Here is a 17,961-nt window from a genome sequence, read left to right as displayed (position 1 = left end):
TGTGTGTCAGGCCGTCTGAATGGCAGACGGCGCGACCGTTTATTCGAAGCGCGCGCTTCGTTCCATCAGTCGTTCAACGACTTGCTGCGGGGTCATTTCTTTGCGGATGAGTTGCAGCAGGGTTTGGGTGATGGGCATATCGATTTGGTATTTGGCGGCGGTATTGAAGACTTCTTCGATGGTGCTGACGCCTTCGGAAACGTGGCCGATTTCGACAAGCACTTGATGCAATTCTTTGCCTTCTGCGAGGCCGAGGCCGACGCGGCGGTTGCGCGAGAGTGCGCCGGTACAGGTCAGGATAAGGTCGCCGATGCCGGCCAAACCCATCATGGTTTTGGGTTGCGCGCCCATGGCGATGGCAAGGCGGGTGATTTCGGCAAGGCCGCGCGTTACTAGGGCTGCGCGTGCATTGAGGCCGTATTCGAGGCCGTCTGAAAGGCCGGTGGCAATCGCCATGACGTTTTTAACGGCACCGCCCACGGCAACGCCGATGACGTCGGTGCTGCCGTACAGGCGCATTACGTTGGTGTTCAGTTGGGCGGTGGTTTCTTCCACCCATTCTTTGTTTTCGGAGGCGAGAACGACGGCGCAAGGCAGTTGGGCGGCCAGTTCTTGGGCAAAGCTCGGGCCTGAGAGAACGCCGATTTTTTTATTGTTTGGCAGGACTTCTTTCAGTACTTGGAAAGTCAGGAGGCCGGTATCTTGTTCAAAACCTTTGCAGGCGGCGAGAACGGGAATGTCGGCGGCGTTATGTTGTTTGAGCAGCTCGGCGCTGCTTCTGAGTCCGGCTACGGAGGTAACGATCAGGGCAAGTTGGCTGTCTTTCAGCGCTTCGCCCAAATCGGCATAAACGGTCAGGGACTCGGGGAAAGGGAAGCCGGGCAGGCCGCGTTTGTTTTCGCGATCTGCTTGCAGGGTGCGGATTTGGTCGGGATTGCGTGTCCAAAGGGCGACTTCATTGTTGTGGTGCGCAAAGTGCAACGCGAGAGCTGTACCCCACGAACCTGCGCCGATGACGGTAATTTTCATGTTTCTCTTCCATATGGGAACGGGGCTTACTTTAAAACAAACGGCTTTGGGGTGCAAGGGCGGCGTTTGTGAAAAACATTTTGTACTGTTTAAAAAGCCTCAGGCCGTCTGAAAGTTCAGACGGCCTGCTTCAGTTTATGATTTATTGTTGCCGGAATGGTAGGCATCGTAGGCGTAGTAGTCGTAGCTGTTGTTGGCTTCGCGCTTCATGCCGTTGAGGACGACACCTTTGATGTTGATGTGGTTTTGTTTGAGGCGTTCGACGCTGGCCTCAAGCTCTCGTGCGCGGGTGTGCGCATAACGGCTGATCATCAGGACGGTGCCGGCATGTTGGCCGATGATGACGGCGTCGGTCACGGCCAATACGGGCGGCGTGTCCAAAATGACGTAATCGTAGCGTTGGCGCGCGTGGGCGAGCAACTCGTTGAAGCGGTTGTCCATCAAAAGCTCGGACGGATTGCTGGGATAGTTGCCGCTGCTGATGAGGTGGAGGTTTTCAATGCCGGTTTCTTGTACGGCTTTGGCCGGAGCCGCTTTACCGCTTAGGATGTCGGACAAGCCGAACTCGGGGGTAAGGCCGAAGAGTCGGTCAAGATAGCCTTTGCGCATATCGGTATCGATAAGCAGGACGCGTTTGCCCGATTGCGCCATTACGGCGGCTAGGTTGGCGGAGATAAAGGACTTGCCTGCTTCAGGCGCGGCGCCGGTAATCATGAGGACGTTGTTGGGTGCGTCCAGCATGGAGAAGTAGATATTGGTACGCAGGGCGCGGATGGCTTCGACGGCCGTGTCGGTACGGTCTTCGCTGGCCAGCAGATAGTTGGAACGGCCGCCGGTCTTCTTGAATTTGTTTTTGAAGAAGTCACGTTTTTGCTGGGTTTTGGAATGCGGAACAAGAGCGACGACTTCCAAATTGAGGTTTTCGATTTCTTCGGAAGAAGTAATGCCGTTTTTCATGCGGTTGCGGATCATCAGCCACAAAGCGGTCAACGAGCCTGCGGCAAGTGCGCTCAGAAGTGTAATGACGGCTTTGCGCGGTGCAACCGGATTTTCAGGGACGTAGGCATAATCGACGATGCGGACATTGCCTTGCGCACTGGCTTTCATGATGTTGAGCTCTTGTTGTTTGCTCAACAGTTGGACGTAGGTTGCTTGGTTGGTTTCTACGTCGCGGGTCAGGCGGATGACTTCTTGTTGGGTATTGGGCAATTCGGCGATTTGTTGGTTGATTTTGTTTTTAGCGCGCTCGAGGACGGAGAGTTTGTCCAATACGGCTTTATAGGAAGGGTGTTCCTGCGTGTACAGTTCGGCCAAACCTGCTTCTTCGGTTTTGAGCAGGGTAATTTGGGTTTCGATGCCGGTCAGGCTTTCCAATGCGCCTTTGGACTCAAGTGGGATGTCGAGGGAGCCTGATTGTTGGCGGTAGGCATTGAGTTTGTTTTCAGCGTCTTGCAAGGTTTCTTTCAAGCGTGGCAATTCTTCGCTGATGAAAGCCAAGCCGCTGGATGCGACTTGGACGTCGCGTTCGCGGTTTTGCGCAACATAGTTGTCGGCAATGCTGTTGAGAATGACGCTGGTGCGTTTAGGGTCGGTGCCGGTAAAGGTAAGGTTGATGATGGGGCTGGTTTTACCTTTGCTGATGACCGCCAGTTTGCTTTGGATGTTTTCAATGGCGCTGATGCGTGAGAACTTGGTCAACGCAAACTCTTGGCCCGGATCGGCCAGGATTTGATCGATTTTGAGGGTGGTTTGGTTGTTGATTTTCAGAGGCACGCCGACCTTGCCTTCGACAACGTGTTTGTCGGGAAGGGTGAGGGTATAGGCTTTGTTGTTTTTGACGGTCAGCGTGAAGGTTTTGTTGAACCATTCTTCTTGTACGGTAAAGTTGCCGACGGTCAGTTTGGGATCGGGGTTGCCGCTGAGATTGTGCATCAGGCTGCCGATAACGGGCGTGTATTTGGCTTTGACTTCTTGGTCGAGTTGGAGGTCGTCAACGGTTTTACCCAGCACCAGGCGTGATTGAACCAGCTCGACTTCTGCTTCAGACGGCGTGGTTTGGTTGTTGAAGATGCTGTTGATTTCGGTCAGGATTTGGTTTTGCCGCGTTTCGATTTCCAGCATGGCGTCGGCGCGGTATTGCGGGGTGGATGCCAGGCTGAAGGCTGCGCCGAGTATGCCGCCTGCAAGCAGGGCGGCGAGGATTTTGTATTTGTGCATCCAAATGACGCGGAGCTGTTGGCCGAAGTCGATTTCGTCGTTGTCTGCGCTATAAGGTGTGTAGGTCGTTTTTTTCATTGCTTGCTTTCTTGTTCATGCCGGTTTTATACCGGTTGAGTTTTTCCGTTTAGTTTGGTTTTCCAAGTGTCTGCGGCAGCATTGAGTTGTTCGAAAACGGCTTCAAACATTTCACTGCTTTGTTTGTATGGGTCAGGTACGGTTTTCTTCGGCAACCATTGGGCAAACAGCATGGTTTTGCTGCGTGCCGGCGGATGGATGTCGGCCACCATGTCGATTTGACTGGGCTCCATGACGAGAATCAAATCGGCCTGTTCGCACATTTGGGCGGTCAGTTGGCGTGCCGTATGGCCTGCAACGATAACGCCGTGTTTGAGTGCGGTTTTAATGGCTTGGAAATCGGCATCCTTACCTGCCAGTGCTTTTATGCCGGCGCTGCTGATTTGATAGCCGGGTAGTTTTTTCTGCATAATCCGCTCTGCGGTGGGGGAGCGGCAGATGTTGCCTAGGCAGACAATGAGTATGTTGTGGTACATGATATTGTTTCGGTTTATGGTCTGAAAAAAGCGTGAGTCAGACTATAAGGTACTGCTTTTCCGTTTGTGCGGTGTGTACGGCTTTTATATGCCGTTTATGTAATTTGGTCGGATTGTGCGTGATTTTGTATCCTGCTGTCAAACAAGGTCTGACAGCAGGAGCCACTGCTTATTTAAACGTATTGTCGAGGGTGTTGACGTTGCTGATGGAGTTGGTAATTTGTGACATTACGCGGTTCCAACGGGTAACCGGGGCGGAGGTAACGTAAACGGTGTCTTCGGAACGCAGTTTGAATTCGCTGCCCATTGCGTAAGAGGTCGCATCTTTCAGGTTGAGCTGGTAGATGTGGATAGGTTTGGCCGCATCTTCAGGTACGCGGCGGATCACGAATACGCCGGTTGCATCCGCATAGGCTTGGTTCATGCCCCCCACTTCGCCGAGCGCTTGGGTCAGGTTGAGGCCGTGGTTGCCGATCGGCAGGGTCGCTTGTTTGCCGACTTCGCCCATGATGTAGATTTTGTTGTTGCTGCTGTTAGGAACGTAAACGATGTCGCCATGGCTGAGGAGGTGGTTTTGCGACATATCGCCGTATTGCAGCATATTTTGCAGGGAAATGGTGCGGTCAACGCCGTTGTGCGTCCATTTGATGTGCTGGGTGTCGGCGCTTTGGGTAACGCCGCCGGCTTGGTTGATAGCATCCAAAATGGTCATCGGGATATTGGTAATCGGCAATTGGCCGGCTTGGTTGATGGCACCGGAAACGGAAACGCGTTGCGAGCGGAACTCGGTAACGTTGATGGCGACTTGAGGGTTTTTGATGTAGCGTCTTAAAAGGTTGGTCAAGATGTTTTGCAATTCGTCCAAAGTTTTGCCTTTGGCTTGAATTTTGCCTGCCAACGGGTAAGTGATGTAACCGCCCTCATCCACCCAGGCGCCGCGGCTGACTTGGTTGGTTTGCGGGTTGCTTTGTTGGATGGGGGAATTGAGGTCGGAGTGCGCCCAAACCATGATGTTGAGGACGTCGCCGCTGCCGATGCGGTAGCGGTAAGCGCTTTTGCTTTGTTCCAAGCCTTGGTTGGCTTGGGAAAGTACGGGCGGCGTACGCATTTTTTCAATCAGGTTGGGCGTGATGGGGTAAACGGCAACGCGGCTGTCGAGGTTGGTATTGGCGGCGGTGTCGTTGTCGGTGTAAACAATGGTTTTGGTTCGGGTTTTGATGGTCGAACCGGGAATGACTGTCGTGCTGTTACAGGCAGCCAGTGCAAATAGAGTAAGCAGGGAGAGCGTTTTTTTCATGTAGTAGTCCTTGCAGTATGGTGTCCGGGCCGTCTGAAAATGTTCAGACGGCCTTGTTGTTTTGTTGCCAAACCAAGTCGCAGATACCGTCTTTAGGTACGAAGCCTGTCGGTGCGCGCAACAGAAGCTGGCGCAGGCTGTTTTGGTCGCTTTGGAGACAAGCGGTTTGGAGTTCCGACAGTATGTCAGATAATTGCGTCCATGGAAGCATTACTTCACTGGCGGTCATAATCCGGGGATGAGTGGTTTTTTGCACCTCGTCGCCGATGAGCAGTTCTTCATAAAGTTTCTCGCCCGGGCGCAGGCCGGTAATCTTGATTTCGATGTCGCCGTGCGGGTGTTGCTCGTCTTTGACTTTGAGGCCGCTGAGGACAATCATTTGACGGGCAAGGTCGATGATTTTGACGGATTCGCCCATGTCGAGGACGAAGACGTCGCCGCCTTTACCCATTGCGCCGGCTTGGATAACCAGTTGCGCCGCTTCGGGAATGGTCATGAAGTAGCGGGTAATGTCTTGGTGGGTCAGGGTAATCGGACCGCCTTCGGCAATTTGTTTTTCAAATACCGGGACAACGGAGCCGGACGAACCCAATACATTGCCGAAACGCACCATGCAGAAGCGTGTTTTTTGTTCCGGCTCGGCGGCAAGCGCTTGCAGGCAGAGTTCGGCCATGCGTTTGCTGGCACCCATGGTATTGGTCGGACGGACAGCTTTGTCGGTGGAAATCAAAACAAAGGTGGAAACGCCCGCATCTACGGCAGCCTGCGCGCAGCAGAGTGTGCCGAACACGTTGTTTTGAATGCCTTCGATGGTGTTGAATTCGACCATAGGGACGTGTTTGTAGGCTGCGGCATGATAGACGGTATCGACTTGGTAGGCCTTCATGACGCTGCTGAGGCGTTCTTTGTTTTGAACCGAACCCAGAAGCGGTACGACTTCGACTTGGCTGCCTTGCGCGGCTTGGGTTTCGCGCAATTCTTTGTCTATGCTGTACAGGGCGAATTCGGACAATTCAAACAACAGCAGTTTGGTCGGACGGCAGTTGAGAATTTGACGGCAAAGTTCGGAGCCGATAGAGCCGCCTGCGCCGGTTACCATCACGACTTTGTCGCTGATGTCGGCGCTCATCAATTCAGGGCGCGGTGCCACAGGGGCGCGGCCGAGCAAATCGACCACGGAGATTTTTTTCAATGAGCTGACGCTGATTTTGCCGTCCACCAAGTCCTTCATGCCCGGAATGGTCAGGACTTCGCATTTGTAGGCTTCGAGGCGGCGGATGATGTCTTTGCGTTCTTCAGGCGTAGAACTTGGAATCGCCAGCAGAATTTTGCGGACGCCGTAGCGGCTGATCAGCATCGGGATTTCGTTGGGGTTGTAGACGGCAAGGTCATAGATGACGGTGCGTTGGATTTTCGGGTTGTCATCGACAAAGGCGATGGCCGAATATTCGTTAACCTGTTTGATGGCTTCCAACAATTGGCGGCCGGATTGGCCTGCGCCGTAGATGATGACGGGGGTCATCTGCTTGCGGTGGTGGTCGGTCAGAATCGCGCGCAGGATCATGCGCGAGCTGGTTACGCCGACCACCAAGACCAAGAAATAGACGATGGGCAGGGCAAGGTGCAGTTTTTGCTCAAAAACCAGGGTGGTCAGGCAGAACAAGACTGCTGAAATAATGCTGCCGAATGCGGCGGCGGTCAGGACGCGGACGCTGACGAAGCGCGTAACGGCACGGTAGAGGCCGATACGGATGAAAAGGATGATGGTCAGCAACGCGGTGCTGCCGAAAGCCAGCCAGTTGGCGATACTCAACCATTCGTCGGAGTATTGCACTTTAAGGCTTTGGGCAAACCAAAATGCCACGAAGATCATCAAGATATCGTGAATGACGAAGAAGGTTTTTTTTAGATTGCGCGGCAGAGCCAGCAGGGTTTCCAAGTTCATTTTATTTTTTACGTGTCTGAGTGTTGTAATGTGGCTTGGTACGGATTGTTTGAAGCAGGCTGTTTTGTTTTTTTCAGACGGCCTGAAGTTGCAGGCCGTCTGAAAATGATTATGCCGTGGCTTCAGTCAATACGGCTTCTATGTTTTCTTTGCAGAACGCAATTTCTTCATCGGTCAGGGTCGGGTGCACCAAGAACATCAGGCTGGTGTCGCCCAGTTGGACAGCGTTTTTCAGCCGCTCTTTCGGACGCCAAGGCGTGTTGTCGAAGGCTTTTTCCAAATACACTTCGGAGCAGCTGCCTTGATAGCAGGGGACTTTGCGCGCGTTCAGTTCGCTGACGATGCGGTCACGCGTCCAGCCGTCTTTCAGGTGTTCGGGTTTGACGAAAACGTAGAACTTGTATTGCGCGTGTTCGATGTAGTCGGCTACTTCAACCAAACGGATGCTGGCGAATTTGCCCAAGCTTTCAGCCAGTTTGGCGGCGTTTTCTTGGCGGCGCGCCGTCCATTCGGGCATGCGTTTGAGCTGGATGCGGCCGATGACCGCCTGCATTTCCAACATGCGCCAGTTGGTACCGAAGCTTTCGTGCAGCCAGCGGAAACCGGGTGCGTGTTCGCGGTGGTACACGGCGTCATAGCTTTTGCCGTGGTCTTTGTACGACCACATTTTGCTCCACAGCTCTTTGTCGTTGGTGGTCACCATGCCGCCTTCGCCGCCGGTGGTCATGATTTTGTCTTGGCAGAACGACCATGCGCCGACATGGCCGATAGAGCCGACGGATTTGCCTTTGTATTTCGCGCCGTGCGCTTGGGCGCAGTCTTCGATAACCCACAAGTTATGTTCTTTGGCCAAAGCCATGATGTCGTCCATTTCGGCAGGCATACCGGCCAGGTGAACCACGATGATGGCTTTTGTGTTTGGCGTCAAAGCGGCTTTGATGGTTTCGGCGCTGATGTTTTGGCTGTTTAAATCGACATCGGCGAAAACCGGATTGGCGCCGGCGGTCACGATGCAGGATGCGGAAGCCAAGAAGGTGCGCGAAGTGACAATCACATCATCGCCTTGGCCGATACCCATTGCTTTGAGGGCTACGTCCAAAGCCAACGTACCGTTGGAAAGGGCGACGGCATATTGCGTGCCGACAAAGGCAGCAAATTCTTTTTCAAATTCGCGACATTCCGTACCTGTCCAGTAGTTGACTTTGTTGGACAGCAGGACTTTGGAAACGGCATCGGCTTCTTCTTGAGTAAAGCTTGGCCATGGGGAGAGTGATGTATTAAGCATTTGTTTTTCCTGCAAAAAGACTGGTTGAGCCTTTGGGGGCGATTTCTTCCAGCAGTTGGCGGTTGATCAGGGTGTATTTCTGACCGTTGATTTCGACGTATGCGCCGTCGTAAGGGGGGAACCAGAAGGCGCGGATTTTCTTCTCGATATTGTCGCCGTCGAGGATTTGCTTCATGGCTTCCATTTCGTCGCGGCTGACGTAGCGGCCGCCGATGTTGGGCGTGGTCGGCAATTTGGTTTTCGACTCGATGGCGCGGGCGATGATGCGTTGTGCGAACGGCTCCAGCGCCTGCATGGTTTTGCGTTCGAGCGATTGGGCGGTTTCTGTTTCGGCGTCGATGGGGAAGCGGTCCACTTCGATGATTTCGCCAGTGTCGATGGAGGCATCAACGTAGTGGGCGGTGTTGCCCCATTGGTCCAGTTCGTCCATGATGGCCAGGTTGTAGCCGCCTGTGCCTTTGTATTCGGGCAACAGCGCAGGGTGGAAGTTGATCGTGCCCAAAGTCGGAATGCTCAGGAATTCATCACGCAGCTTGCGCCAGTAAAGGACGGACAAGCCCAAATCGTATTTCAGACGGCCTTCACGCATTGCTTCCAAAGCCGTATCGAAGGTGTACAGGGGCAGACCCAATTCCTGCGCGGCAGCCGCGGTCGGCGAGCCTTGCAGATGGCTGTCGGTCAAAACGCCGACGATTTCGATATGGTCTTGTTTGGTCAAAAAACGAAGCAGGTTGGCGGAAACCTGTTTACGACCCATAAATAAGATTTTCATGGAGAAATGTCCCTTATGCATTTGCTTTTTCGGTGGCGGAAGTTGTCAGTGTAGTCAATTCTTCCAGGGTGTTTATCCAAAGGGTGGGCTGGTATTCGCGGCCGTATTGCTCGGGCTCGGCTTGATGAATATTGTGCGGCTTAGGCATGATGCCTATGGAGAGCCAACCCAGTTTGTTGGGTGCGACAAAATCTTTTTTGATGTTGTCGCCGATGTAAATAAAACGTTTTGCGGCCGGATATTTGTTTTGCAGGAAAACGAAACGCTTGTCGTCGGGCTTTTCCGATTGTGTGGCTTCCGAAATCAAAATGTCGTCAAACAAATCGGTCAGGCCCAAGGCCTGTATTTTCAACCGCTGTGTCAGGCTGCGGCCGTCTGTAATCAGGGCGCGTGCGGCAAAAGGGCGCATCAGCTTCCGTAAAAAAGACGGTTCGACATAGGGTCGGATGGCAGGCCGATGCAGTCGATATTGCCACAAGAGTGATTGTTTCTCTGATTCGTTTAATTTGCAATGATGACACAAATTGTCGAGCCAGTCTTTACTTTTATTGTCGGCAATTTCATATAGTACGCCGGCATTGTATTGCGGATAAAGCGACGTAATCATCTCTACAACTGCCCGTATTCCGGAGCATTTGTAGTCATGTTCGGAGTAAAGCGTATCGTCAAGGTCAAAAACGATGACGGATTCTTCCGGCTTAATCATGTTCTCTTACCAAAACCTTAGCATCATAACGAAGCATGATTAAATTGTTTTCCCAGTCGTCGGAGAAGGGAATGTCTTGGCCGCCGATGTATTCTTGAATCAGCCAGCCCGGATAGTTGCCGCCTGCGGCGTAGGTCAGTGGGAAACCGCCGCCGAAACGCGGATTGATTTCCACGCCGTAGGTCGTATTGTCGGTTTTGCTGACGAAGAATTGCGCGGTAATGCAACCGCGTGCGCCTTCCAATACGGCCATTTTTTCAACCAACTCTTCGTACAGGGCATTGCGCCGGGTCGCGCCTTTGCTGACTTCGCCGGTGCGCACTTCCAAGCGTTCGCGAGGAATGGCGCATTTCAGACGGCCTTGACGGTCGTAATACATATCGACGGTAAACTCGGAAAAAGTATTTTCAATATCGATGTATTGGGCGAACATCATTTTCGGATCTTCGGCAATGTCGGCAGTCAGATCGGCCGGTGTGTTGATTTTTTTCGCACCGATGGCGCGGCTGCCGTCATAAGGCTTGGCAAAACACGGGAAGGCCAGGCGGTCCCGTTCGTAAATTTCAGGCGAACGGATGCCGTATTGTGCAAACAGGCCTGCGGTCAGGCGCTTGTCGCGGCACAGGGTAATCAGTTTGGCGTCGGAAATGACGATGTGTATTCCTTCGGCTTCAAAACGGTCGCGTGCTTCGGCCAGCTTGAGCAGTTCGGTATCGATGGTCGGCACAATCAGGCCGATGTTGTGTTGTTTGGCCAGTTCGAAAATGCTGTCGATGTATTCGGCTGCGTCGATGCGCGGTACGCTGAAAGCGCGGTCGGCGACATGACAGGCTGAAGACATGTGGGGATTGAGGTCGGTGGCAAATACGCCGATGCCGTCTGAAAAACGTGCGGCTTCGGTTTGGAAGTCCTGCACCAATTCGACGCGGCGGCCTGCCGACAGAATCAGTATGTTATTTTTTTTCATCAGTTTTATTACCCGTGAAATAAGGCATAGTGGCTTCTCCTTCGGCTGAGATGCCTTCTTTGACGAAGACTTTTTTAACCGTCAGGAACAAAATTTTAATATCCAGCCAGAAGCTGAAGTGGTCGATATACCAAACATCGTGGGCGAACTTTTCGTCCCATGAAATGGCGTTGCGGCCATTGACTTGCGCCCAACCGGTCACGCCCGGTTTCATTTCGTGGCGGCGGTTTTGGAAGTCGTTGTACAACGGCAGGTAGTGCATCAGCAGCGGACGAGGGCCAACCAGACTCATCTCGCCTTTTAAGACATTCCATAATTCAGGAAGTTCGTCCAAGCTGGTGGCACGTAATTTTTTGCCGAAATCGGTCAGGCGTTCGCTGTCCGGGAGTGGATTTCCGTCTTTATCGATTGCATCGCGCATGGAGCGGAATTTAATCATTTTAAACGGCTTGCCGTCTTTACCCGGCCGCTCTTGGATGAAGAACACGGGCGAGCCTAAGTTTTTGCGGATGAGGTACACCAAAATCAAAAACACAGGCGACAGGATAATCAGCCCTGAGGCGGAGGCAACAATGTCAAACAGGCGTTTGAAAAATTTATTCATGAGCTAATCTTTCAATCAGGTTGACGATTTTTTGATAGGCAACGTCGCGCTTGAAGCAGCGGACGATTTCTTCGGACTGAACAGGATCGTCTTTGCGCTTCAAAATATCTTTGGCGGCTTTAACGAAGCTTTCCACATCGCCGGAACGGTAGTTTGCATGCGGCAGCAGGGTGAGGACTTCGGCAACTTCGTCGTTGACCTGGCTGTTCAGAATCGGTTTTTGCAAAGCCATATAGTCGGACAGTTTATTGGTAATCGACTGCATGGCGTAAGAGTGGATGGCGTTGACGGAGATGTCGCAGCCCTTGGCGACCGACATCATTTCGGCGTAAGGAATGTAGCCGTAAAACTTGATGCCGTCGCAGGCATATTGTTTGAGCCTGTCTAAATCGGGGCCGCCGCCCATGATGTGCAACTCGACGTTTTCGCCGGCATCCAACAGCTTGCGAACACCTTTGCACACGGTTTCCACGTCATAGCTGTAACTGAGCGTGCCCAAGTAGAAGAAGCGGGTTTTGTCGTCGCCGAAATCTTTGGCAGGCGCGGCATCGAGTTTCGGAAAATCCGCGCCGATATAGACGACTTCGCCGGGTACATTCGGATTGGCTTCTTTGGCGCGGTCGAGATAAGTCTGCGATACGGCAACCAGCGCGTCGGCGTAGCGGTAGGCTTGGTTGGCGCGTGAAGCAAAAGGCAGCAGGTTGTGCGGTACTTTTTTCAAAAAAGGTACGACCGAGGAGAAGGACTCCGGCCATACGTCCTGCACATCGATAATCAGCTTGTAGCCCAAACGCGCTTTGTGTTTGCCCAAGAGCAGGTTGGTGGCAATCAGCGGATAGGCGGAAAAGACGACGTCTTGTTCTCCCGGACGGCAGTTTTCCAACCATTTTTCAAAATGTTTGACGAAGCGGTGATGGCTGGTCACGCGCCCTAAAGACACGTTTTTGCTGTATCCGCTTTCTTCCAACAGCATGACTTTCAGACGGCCTTGTGAGGCGGCCTCGGCATCTTCGGGCCGTCTGAAAGATTTGTCGTAGTGCTTGAAGTTGCTGGTAATCAGCAACACGTCATGCGACTGCGACAACAGCTCGGCAAGATACCAGAAGCGGTTGAAATGCGGCTCGGACGGCAGCGAGCAATAAGGGGCGACGATGGTAATGTTCATGTTTCAGACGGCCTTACATTTCGTACGCAGCCATGGTGGTGCGGTAGATTTCGTCGTCGGAGCATAAAGTTTCGACGTGTTTGTGCAGGGCTTTGCCCATTTGACCGCGCAGCTCTGGATGCTTGATGAGTGTATCGACGGCTTCGATAAATGCTTCTTCATCGCCGAAAGGAATGCAGTAGCCGGTTTGGCCGGTGATGACCATTTCGGAAATGCCCGCCATGTTGTAGGTCACGACAGGTGTGTCGTAAAGGCCGGCTTCCAAAATATTGTTGCCGACGCCTGCGCCGTGGTCGCCCACGCAATGCGGCGTGTTCACCAAAATATCCACATCTTTGAAGTAGCCGGTCAAGTCGCGGACGCCGCCGAGGAAGGTAACTTTGTCTTCGATGCACAAACGTTTGGCTTGGGCTTTGAGGTTGTCCATTTCTTCGCCGATGCCTGCAACGTTAAGGCGTACAGGCATACCGCGGTCAACCATTTTCTTCAAAATATCCAGCATTAAATGCACGGCGCGGACGGTGTCCAAACGGGAAAGCGTGCCCAGTTGGACATAGTCTTTGACTGTTTTTTCAGGAACGTAATCCGCTTTGTGCAGGGCGTTGTAAGTGTAGGTGATGCGGTTGGCAGGGAAACCGTAACGGATGAGTTTTTCGCGTTCGTGTTTGCAGTTGCCGATGATGTACACGCCCAGCTTGTCGAAAAGCTTGGCAATTTTCGGATAAGTTTCCGGATCAAGGCCGCGTGCGTGGTAGAACACTTTGGTTTTCGGCGAGGCAAACTTGGCCGCAATGGCGCAGGCCGGAACGATACGCGCCATTTGGCAGTGAATCACATCAGGTTTCTCTTTTTTCAGCAGTTTCATGTAGGCAAACATGCCTTTGATGTAACCCAAAAGACCGCCTTGGTAAAAATCAATCGGCTGCCAACGGATGCCCAATGCTTGCGCTTCCTGAATCAAAGGGCCGTCTGAAGAGGCCAATACGATATCGTGTCCGCGTTGTTTGAGCAGGCGGCCGAGGCGGAAAGTGGCGTTTTCAGTGCCACCGAGGCCGGACATGGAGGTAGTCAGGATGATTTTCATGATGGTTTCTTCGTATCGTATAGTGTTTCGTCGTATGCGTAAGCGGCCATATCTTTCAGCTTGGGCGCGACAAATACGCTGTAAATAAAAATCAGCAGGCAGGGCAGCCAGATAAACGGCATACGCAAAATGGTGGACGGAATAAAACCGGCCAGCAGGAAAATGCCCAAGGCAACCCAAGCCAAAACGCGCGATTTGCCGGTTATTGCGCGGTTTGAGGCGGTGTAGAGGAAATAACACGCCACAAAGGCAATAAAGCCGAGCAGGGAAATCATGCCGAAACCCAGATACAGCTCGATGATGAAGCTGTGTGGGTTTTCAAAGCCCAAGCTGCCGCTCAAATGGCCGCCGAAATATTCACGGAAGTTTTTAGGACCATAGCCGGTCAGCAGCAGGGGCGGATTGTTCCAGAAGTAGTTGTAAATCTCCTGACGGTAGGACACGGAGTTGTCGCTGCCCAAGTCGTACAGGAAGAGGTACACGCGGCTGGAAAAGCGTTCCAAAAACTGGTTGCCGTTGAGTGAGAGCAAAAATTCCGCAATCGCGCGAGACGGAATCATCGACAATACCAACGCCAGCAGGCCTGCCACGCCGACCGTAATAAAACCGTTTTTGCGATAGGCCGTATAAACCAGCAAAATCAACAGGTAACAGCCGATGGCGGTACGCGATACGCTGGCGAAAATGGCCATGCCCAACAGCAGGAACAAGCCCCAGCCCAGCAGTTTTTCTTTGTGTTTCCGTCCTTGGAGTTGGAAGAAAAACAAAATGGCAGGCGCAAGGCAGACTGCGGTGGCGGCAAGGTTGTTCGGGTTAAAGAACAAGCCTTTGAGCGAGCCTTCATCAATAGCCAACTCATCGCTGGCACTCACAAACTGAATACCGGTGGCCAGCTCTGCAAACGGCGGCACGGCGATAAACAGCGTAAATACGACGAGGAACTTCTGAATTGTCCTCAAAGGGTCGTCGGCGCGCTTCAATACTTGGTAAAACAAGTAGAAGAAAGCCGGAACCGCCATAAAAAACAAAATATCCATGTACTGCGTCGGCGTCAGCGACGTAATGCCCATGTGGATGGCAGGCCAGATGCACATGGCGGTCAGGGCGCAGAGCATAGCGAAAATCTTGCGCGGAATATGCTTGCTTTCCAGAAAAAATACGACAAAACCAAGCAGTACAAATATCAGGGTCAAGGGGTTGTCGATACGCGGCACGCCGACCTTAAAGGACAGCGCGGGCCCCAGCATATAGGCTGCGAGCATGATGTAGAGGATGTAAGTGTATAAGTTCAGACGTTTTATTTTCATAGTCGTGCTGTTGTTATCGTAGAGACGTGAATCTCAGGTTGGCTATTTTGCCGAACGGTTTAATTTGACTTTGATTTTTTCGGTCGCGGCAAATAATGCGTGTTTGTATTTTAGGAACAGGAAACCCAGTCCGACTGCCCATGCCAGCGCAAACCAAATATAGTTGTCGCGCGTACCCAGCCAAGTGTAGGCAAGGCAGATCATCAGACAGAGCGTTGAGTTGGTATAAATCTTCAGGCGCGGCAAAGGCTGCCACAGGCGTGAAGAGAATTCGGTTTTCAAGATGAAAAACAGCCAAAAAGCCGTTGCGCTGGCCATAGCCGCACCTTTTGCACCGAATTTCGGCACCAGCAGATAGAGCAGGGCGGTATTGGCGATAAAGGCAACGATGTTGATGGCGGTAATCAGCCAAGTCGAGCGGACGACGTTCAAACCGATGCCGCTGACTTCGGTCAGCGTGTAAAACAGGGGGAAGAGCATACACGAGAGCAGGATAAATTGAACCTGCGTGTATTTTTCCGGCAGTATCCAAGTCGCCATCGGCGAGAAAATCCCGATAAGGCAAATCATTGCACTGATGAAGACGGTCATGGAAAGCGTGATGTCGCCAATTTTGTCCAGATTGGTTTTTTCTTCCACCCATTTAAACACCAAAGGCGCCCAAATGGTGGAGAACACGCTTTGGAAAATCAAGGCGACGGCGCCAAAGCTGACTGCCATCGAATAAATACCCAACTCGTCCAAGCCCGAGATATTTTTGAGGACAAAACGGTCAATCGAAGTCAAACCCCAATAGGCCAAGTTGCCGAATGCCAGCGGCAGGCCGTAGCGCAGGCCGTCCCGATGCAGCTCAGGCGACCATTTCGCATGGGAAACGGCTTGCAGGTCTCGGCGCAGTTGATAGATCAACAGCGCAACGGTCAGCACTTGGGCGGCGGTGTAGGCAAAAACCAGCGAAGTCGTATTGGCGGGCAGGCCGGAAGCGATCACGGCAAAAACCAATACCAAAATCAAAAATTTCGGCGCAAGCTGGCTAAGTGAAAAAGCCAATGCCTGCTCTTTCATTCGCAAAATCAAGGCTAAAAAACGGATAATCAGCGTGGTGGCCAAGAAAATCAGGAAAAGAATCCCCAAATTCGCACTGGGGATGTCGAAAATGATTTCAGACGGCCATGATGCGTTTATCAGCAACACTAAAACCACAACCGCCACCGTCAGAATCAATGGCGATAAAAAAACGGATTTGAACAGCGCGGCCTTGTCTTTAACGGCGTAATAGTCGCGAATATAGGATTGGTCCAGCCCCAGGCCCAGCAACAGGATGCTCAGTCCGGCAATGGTCTGCAAGAGTACGATACGGCCGATGTCTTCCGCAGGGAAGTACCATGAGATGAGCGGCAGGGAAAGCAGGCCGAAAGCGGCGCTTCCTATCGGGCCCAATGCGTAGCCGAGGATTTTTTTCGCGTTCATATTATTTGTTTTCAGACGGCCGGAAGTTCGAGCTGAGCGTTTTTCGTAAGAGATGCGTTGTTACCGTTGCCGGTTTCCCAAGGCCGTCTGAAAAAACAAATGGCCTTGGGAAACCGGCCGCCGTCCCAGTCGGGGAAACCGGAGGCAGCCGGATGCGTCTGAAGCAAGATTATGCTTTGATGACTTTAGGATTTTTCACTGGGAATTTGCCACGCGTATCGACAATCAGTTTGGCATGTTCGGTGATCATGTCATAGTCGAATTTGTCGTGATCGGTGGTCAGAACCACGCAGTCGTATTGGGCGACAGTTTCAGGGGTCAGCGCTTCACTCTTCAAATCGAAGTAGTGGTGGCCGGGGATGTGTGGGAACTCTGGAACGTGCGGGTCGGAGTAGGAAACCACAGCGCCCAATTTGTGCAGGCGGTCCATCACTTCCACAGAGGGGCTTTCACGCATATCGTCCACGTTTTTCTTGTAGGCGATACCCAATACCAAGATTTTGCTGTCTTTGATGGAACGGTTGTGGTCGTTCAAAGCCAGGCCGACTTTTTCGATAACGTAGTCGGGCATGTGGGAGTTCACTTCACCTGCCAGCTCGATGAAGCGGGTGTTTACGCCGTATTCGCGGGCTTTCCAAGTCAGGTAGAACGGGTCGATAGGGATACAGTGGCCGCCCAAGCCGGGGCCCGGGTAATAAGCAACGAAGCCGAACGGTTTGGTTGCGGCGGCATTGATGACTTCGTGAATGTCGATGCCCATTTTATCGGCAACGATTTTCATCTCGTTCACCAAGCCGATGTTTACGGCGCGGTGGATGTTTTCCAAAAGTTTGGTCAGCTCGGCCGCTTTGGTGGAGCTTACCGGAACAACTTTATCGATGGCGGGTTGGTACAGTGCCAGGCCGACTTCCAAACAAGCAGGGGTATGGCCGCCGATGACTTTGGGGATGGTACGGGTTTCAAAGTTAGGGTTACCCGGGTCTTCGCGCTCAGGAGAGTAAACCAAGAACACGTCTTGACCGACTTTCAAGCCGCCTTCTTCCATGCGTGGCAGCAATTCTTCTTCGGTAGTGCCGGGGTAGGTAGTGGATTCCAAGGACAGCACTTGACCGGCGCGCAGGTAAGGTTTGACCGCGTCGGTAGTGTCGATAACGAAGCTCATGTCCGGTTCGCGGTATTTGTTCAGCGGAGTCGGTACGCACAAAATCACGGCTTCTACTTCGCCGATACGGGAGAAGTCGGTCGTTGCTTCAAACAGGCTGTTTGAAGCGGCGGCGATTTTTTCGGCAGGAATATGCTCGATGTAGCTTTCGCCTTTGTTGAGCTTGTCAACTTTGGTTTTGTCGATGTCGAAACCCAAAACTTGGTAACCGATGTCCACATAGCGCAGCATCAGTGGTAAACCGACGTAGCCTAAGCCGACGATGCCGATTTTTGCGGTCTTATCGGCAAATTTTTGTATCGTAATGTTTTTCATGATGTCTTTCGTGTAATGAATGAGTAAATCGGGAGTGTTTGCCCGATGCCTGAGTTGTTTGCTGCTGCCGTATCGTGTGAAG

Annotated in this window: 15 protein-coding genes; all 15 read right to left on the bottom strand. The window is 52.4% G+C overall.

The window, feature by feature from the left end:
- Positions 1-39: 39 nt before the first annotated feature.
- Entirely contained in the window at positions 40-1,029 is a 990-nt protein-coding gene (locus FOC66_RS07095) for an NAD(P)H-dependent glycerol-3-phosphate dehydrogenase (RefSeq protein WP_003749007.1), read from the bottom strand.
- A gap of 135 nt (positions 1,030-1,164) precedes the next feature.
- Positions 1,165-3,324 carry a polysaccharide biosynthesis tyrosine autokinase gene (locus FOC66_RS07090; protein ID WP_003749006.1) on the bottom strand — a complete coding sequence of 720 codons (2,160 nt, stop codon included), beginning with the start codon at positions 3,322-3,324 and terminating at the stop codon, positions 1,165-1,167.
- A gap of 26 nt (positions 3,325-3,350) precedes the next feature.
- Positions 3,351-3,800 carry a low molecular weight protein-tyrosine-phosphatase gene (locus FOC66_RS07085; protein ID WP_003749004.1) on the bottom strand — a complete coding sequence of 150 codons (450 nt, stop codon included), beginning with the start codon at positions 3,798-3,800 and terminating at the stop codon, positions 3,351-3,353.
- Positions 3,801-3,969: 169 nt separating this feature from the next.
- On the bottom strand, positions 3,970-5,097 hold the full coding sequence (locus FOC66_RS07080) for a polysaccharide export protein (RefSeq protein WP_003749002.1): 1,128 nt from the start codon (positions 5,095-5,097) through the stop codon (positions 3,970-3,972).
- 43 nt (positions 5,098-5,140) lie between these two features.
- Positions 5,141-7,042 (bottom strand): polysaccharide biosynthesis protein, encoded by a 1,902-nt coding sequence (locus FOC66_RS07075; RefSeq protein WP_003749000.1) that lies wholly within the window; start codon positions 7,040-7,042, stop codon positions 5,141-5,143.
- Positions 7,043-7,151: 109 nt separating this feature from the next.
- Positions 7,152-8,327 (bottom strand): DegT/DnrJ/EryC1/StrS family aminotransferase, encoded by a 1,176-nt coding sequence (locus FOC66_RS07070; RefSeq protein WP_003748998.1) that lies wholly within the window; start codon positions 8,325-8,327, stop codon positions 7,152-7,154.
- Complete coding sequence (locus FOC66_RS07065) at positions 8,320-9,099, bottom strand: methionyl-tRNA formyltransferase (RefSeq protein ID WP_003748995.1); 780 nt, start codon at positions 9,097-9,099, stop codon at positions 8,320-8,322. The genes FOC66_RS07070 and FOC66_RS07065 overlap by 8 nt, the downstream gene beginning before the upstream one ends.
- 13 nt (positions 9,100-9,112) lie before the next feature.
- On the bottom strand, positions 9,113-9,805 hold the full coding sequence (locus FOC66_RS07060; RefSeq protein WP_003748994.1) for an HAD family hydrolase: 693 nt from the start codon (positions 9,803-9,805) through the stop codon (positions 9,113-9,115).
- Positions 9,798-10,772 (bottom strand): ATP-grasp domain-containing protein, encoded by a 975-nt coding sequence (locus tag FOC66_RS07055; protein ID WP_070615868.1) that lies wholly within the window; start codon positions 10,770-10,772, stop codon positions 9,798-9,800. Before FOC66_RS07055 ends, FOC66_RS07060 begins: the two co-directional genes overlap by 8 nt.
- On the bottom strand, positions 10,759-11,376 hold the full coding sequence (locus FOC66_RS07050; protein WP_036492790.1) for a sugar transferase: 618 nt from the start codon (positions 11,374-11,376) through the stop codon (positions 10,759-10,761). The genes FOC66_RS07055 and FOC66_RS07050 overlap by 14 nt, the downstream gene beginning before the upstream one ends.
- A complete protein-coding gene (locus FOC66_RS07045) occupies positions 11,369-12,541 on the bottom strand; it encodes a glycosyltransferase (RefSeq protein WP_003748991.1) in 1,173 nt (390 codons plus the stop codon). Before FOC66_RS07045 ends, FOC66_RS07050 begins: the two co-directional genes overlap by 8 nt.
- A 13-nt stretch (positions 12,542-12,554) precedes the next feature.
- The gene (locus FOC66_RS07040) at positions 12,555-13,625 is read right to left on the bottom strand and encodes a glycosyltransferase family 4 protein (protein ID WP_003748989.1); all 1,071 of its coding nucleotides are present in this window, start codon (positions 13,623-13,625) and stop codon (positions 12,555-12,557) included.
- A complete protein-coding gene (locus tag FOC66_RS07035) occupies positions 13,622-14,932 on the bottom strand; it encodes an O-antigen ligase family protein (RefSeq protein WP_003748987.1) in 1,311 nt (436 codons plus the stop codon). The genes FOC66_RS07040 and FOC66_RS07035 overlap by 4 nt, the downstream gene beginning before the upstream one ends.
- A gap of 42 nt (positions 14,933-14,974) precedes the next feature.
- Positions 14,975-16,402, bottom strand: coding sequence for an oligosaccharide flippase family protein (locus FOC66_RS07030; protein WP_003748985.1), 1,428 nt, complete (start codon positions 16,400-16,402; stop codon positions 14,975-14,977).
- Positions 16,403-16,571: 169 nt separating this feature from the next.
- On the bottom strand, positions 16,572-17,879 hold the full coding sequence (locus FOC66_RS07025) for a nucleotide sugar dehydrogenase (protein WP_003748983.1): 1,308 nt from the start codon (positions 17,877-17,879) through the stop codon (positions 16,572-16,574).
- Between the last annotated feature and the right edge of the window lie 82 nt (positions 17,880-17,961).

Origin of the sequence: Neisseria mucosa, from assembly GCF_013267835.1 — a bacterium.
Lineage (GTDB): Bacteria > Pseudomonadota > Gammaproteobacteria > Burkholderiales > Neisseriaceae > Neisseria.
This window is presented reverse-complemented; position numbering and strand designations above follow the sequence as displayed.

What these genes read in the sequence shown, in the direction of transcription:
- FOC66_RS07095 (WP_003749007.1), bottom strand. Translation starts at nt 1,029, where the DNA reads ATGAAAATTACCGTCATCGGCGCAGGTTCGTGGGGTACAGCTCTCGCG.
- FOC66_RS07090 (WP_003749006.1), bottom strand. Translation starts at nt 3,324, where the DNA reads ATGAAAAAAACGACCTACACACCTTATAGCGCAGACAACGACGAAATC.
- FOC66_RS07085 (WP_003749004.1), bottom strand. Translation starts at nt 3,800, where the DNA reads ATGTACCACAACATACTCATTGTCTGCCTAGGCAACATCTGCCGCTCC.
- FOC66_RS07080 (WP_003749002.1), bottom strand. Translation starts at nt 5,097, where the DNA reads ATGAAAAAAACGCTCTCCCTGCTTACTCTATTTGCACTGGCTGCCTGT.
- FOC66_RS07075 (WP_003749000.1), bottom strand. Translation starts at nt 7,042, where the DNA reads ATGAACTTGGAAACCCTGCTGGCTCTGCCGCGCAATCTAAAAAAAACC.
- FOC66_RS07070 (WP_003748998.1), bottom strand. Translation starts at nt 8,327, where the DNA reads ATGCTTAATACATCACTCTCCCCATGGCCAAGCTTTACTCAAGAAGAA.
- FOC66_RS07065 (WP_003748995.1), bottom strand. Translation starts at nt 9,099, where the DNA reads ATGAAAATCTTATTTATGGGTCGTAAACAGGTTTCCGCCAACCTGCTT.
- FOC66_RS07060 (WP_003748994.1), bottom strand. Translation starts at nt 9,805, where the DNA reads ATGATTAAGCCGGAAGAATCCGTCATCGTTTTTGACCTTGACGATACG.
- FOC66_RS07055 (WP_070615868.1), bottom strand. Translation starts at nt 10,772, where the DNA reads ATGAAAAAAAATAACATACTGATTCTGTCGGCAGGCCGCCGCGTCGAA.
- FOC66_RS07050 (WP_036492790.1), bottom strand. Translation starts at nt 11,376, where the DNA reads ATGAATAAATTTTTCAAACGCCTGTTTGACATTGTTGCCTCCGCCTCA.
- FOC66_RS07045 (WP_003748991.1), bottom strand. Translation starts at nt 12,541, where the DNA reads ATGAACATTACCATCGTCGCCCCTTATTGCTCGCTGCCGTCCGAGCCG.
- FOC66_RS07040 (WP_003748989.1), bottom strand. Translation starts at nt 13,625, where the DNA reads ATGAAAATCATCCTGACTACCTCCATGTCCGGCCTCGGTGGCACTGAA.
- FOC66_RS07035 (WP_003748987.1), bottom strand. Translation starts at nt 14,932, where the DNA reads ATGAAAATAAAACGTCTGAACTTATACACTTACATCCTCTACATCATG.
- FOC66_RS07030 (WP_003748985.1), bottom strand. Translation starts at nt 16,402, where the DNA reads ATGAACGCGAAAAAAATCCTCGGCTACGCATTGGGCCCGATAGGAAGC.
- FOC66_RS07025 (WP_003748983.1), bottom strand. Translation starts at nt 17,879, where the DNA reads ATGAAAAACATTACGATACAAAAATTTGCCGATAAGACCGCAAAAATC.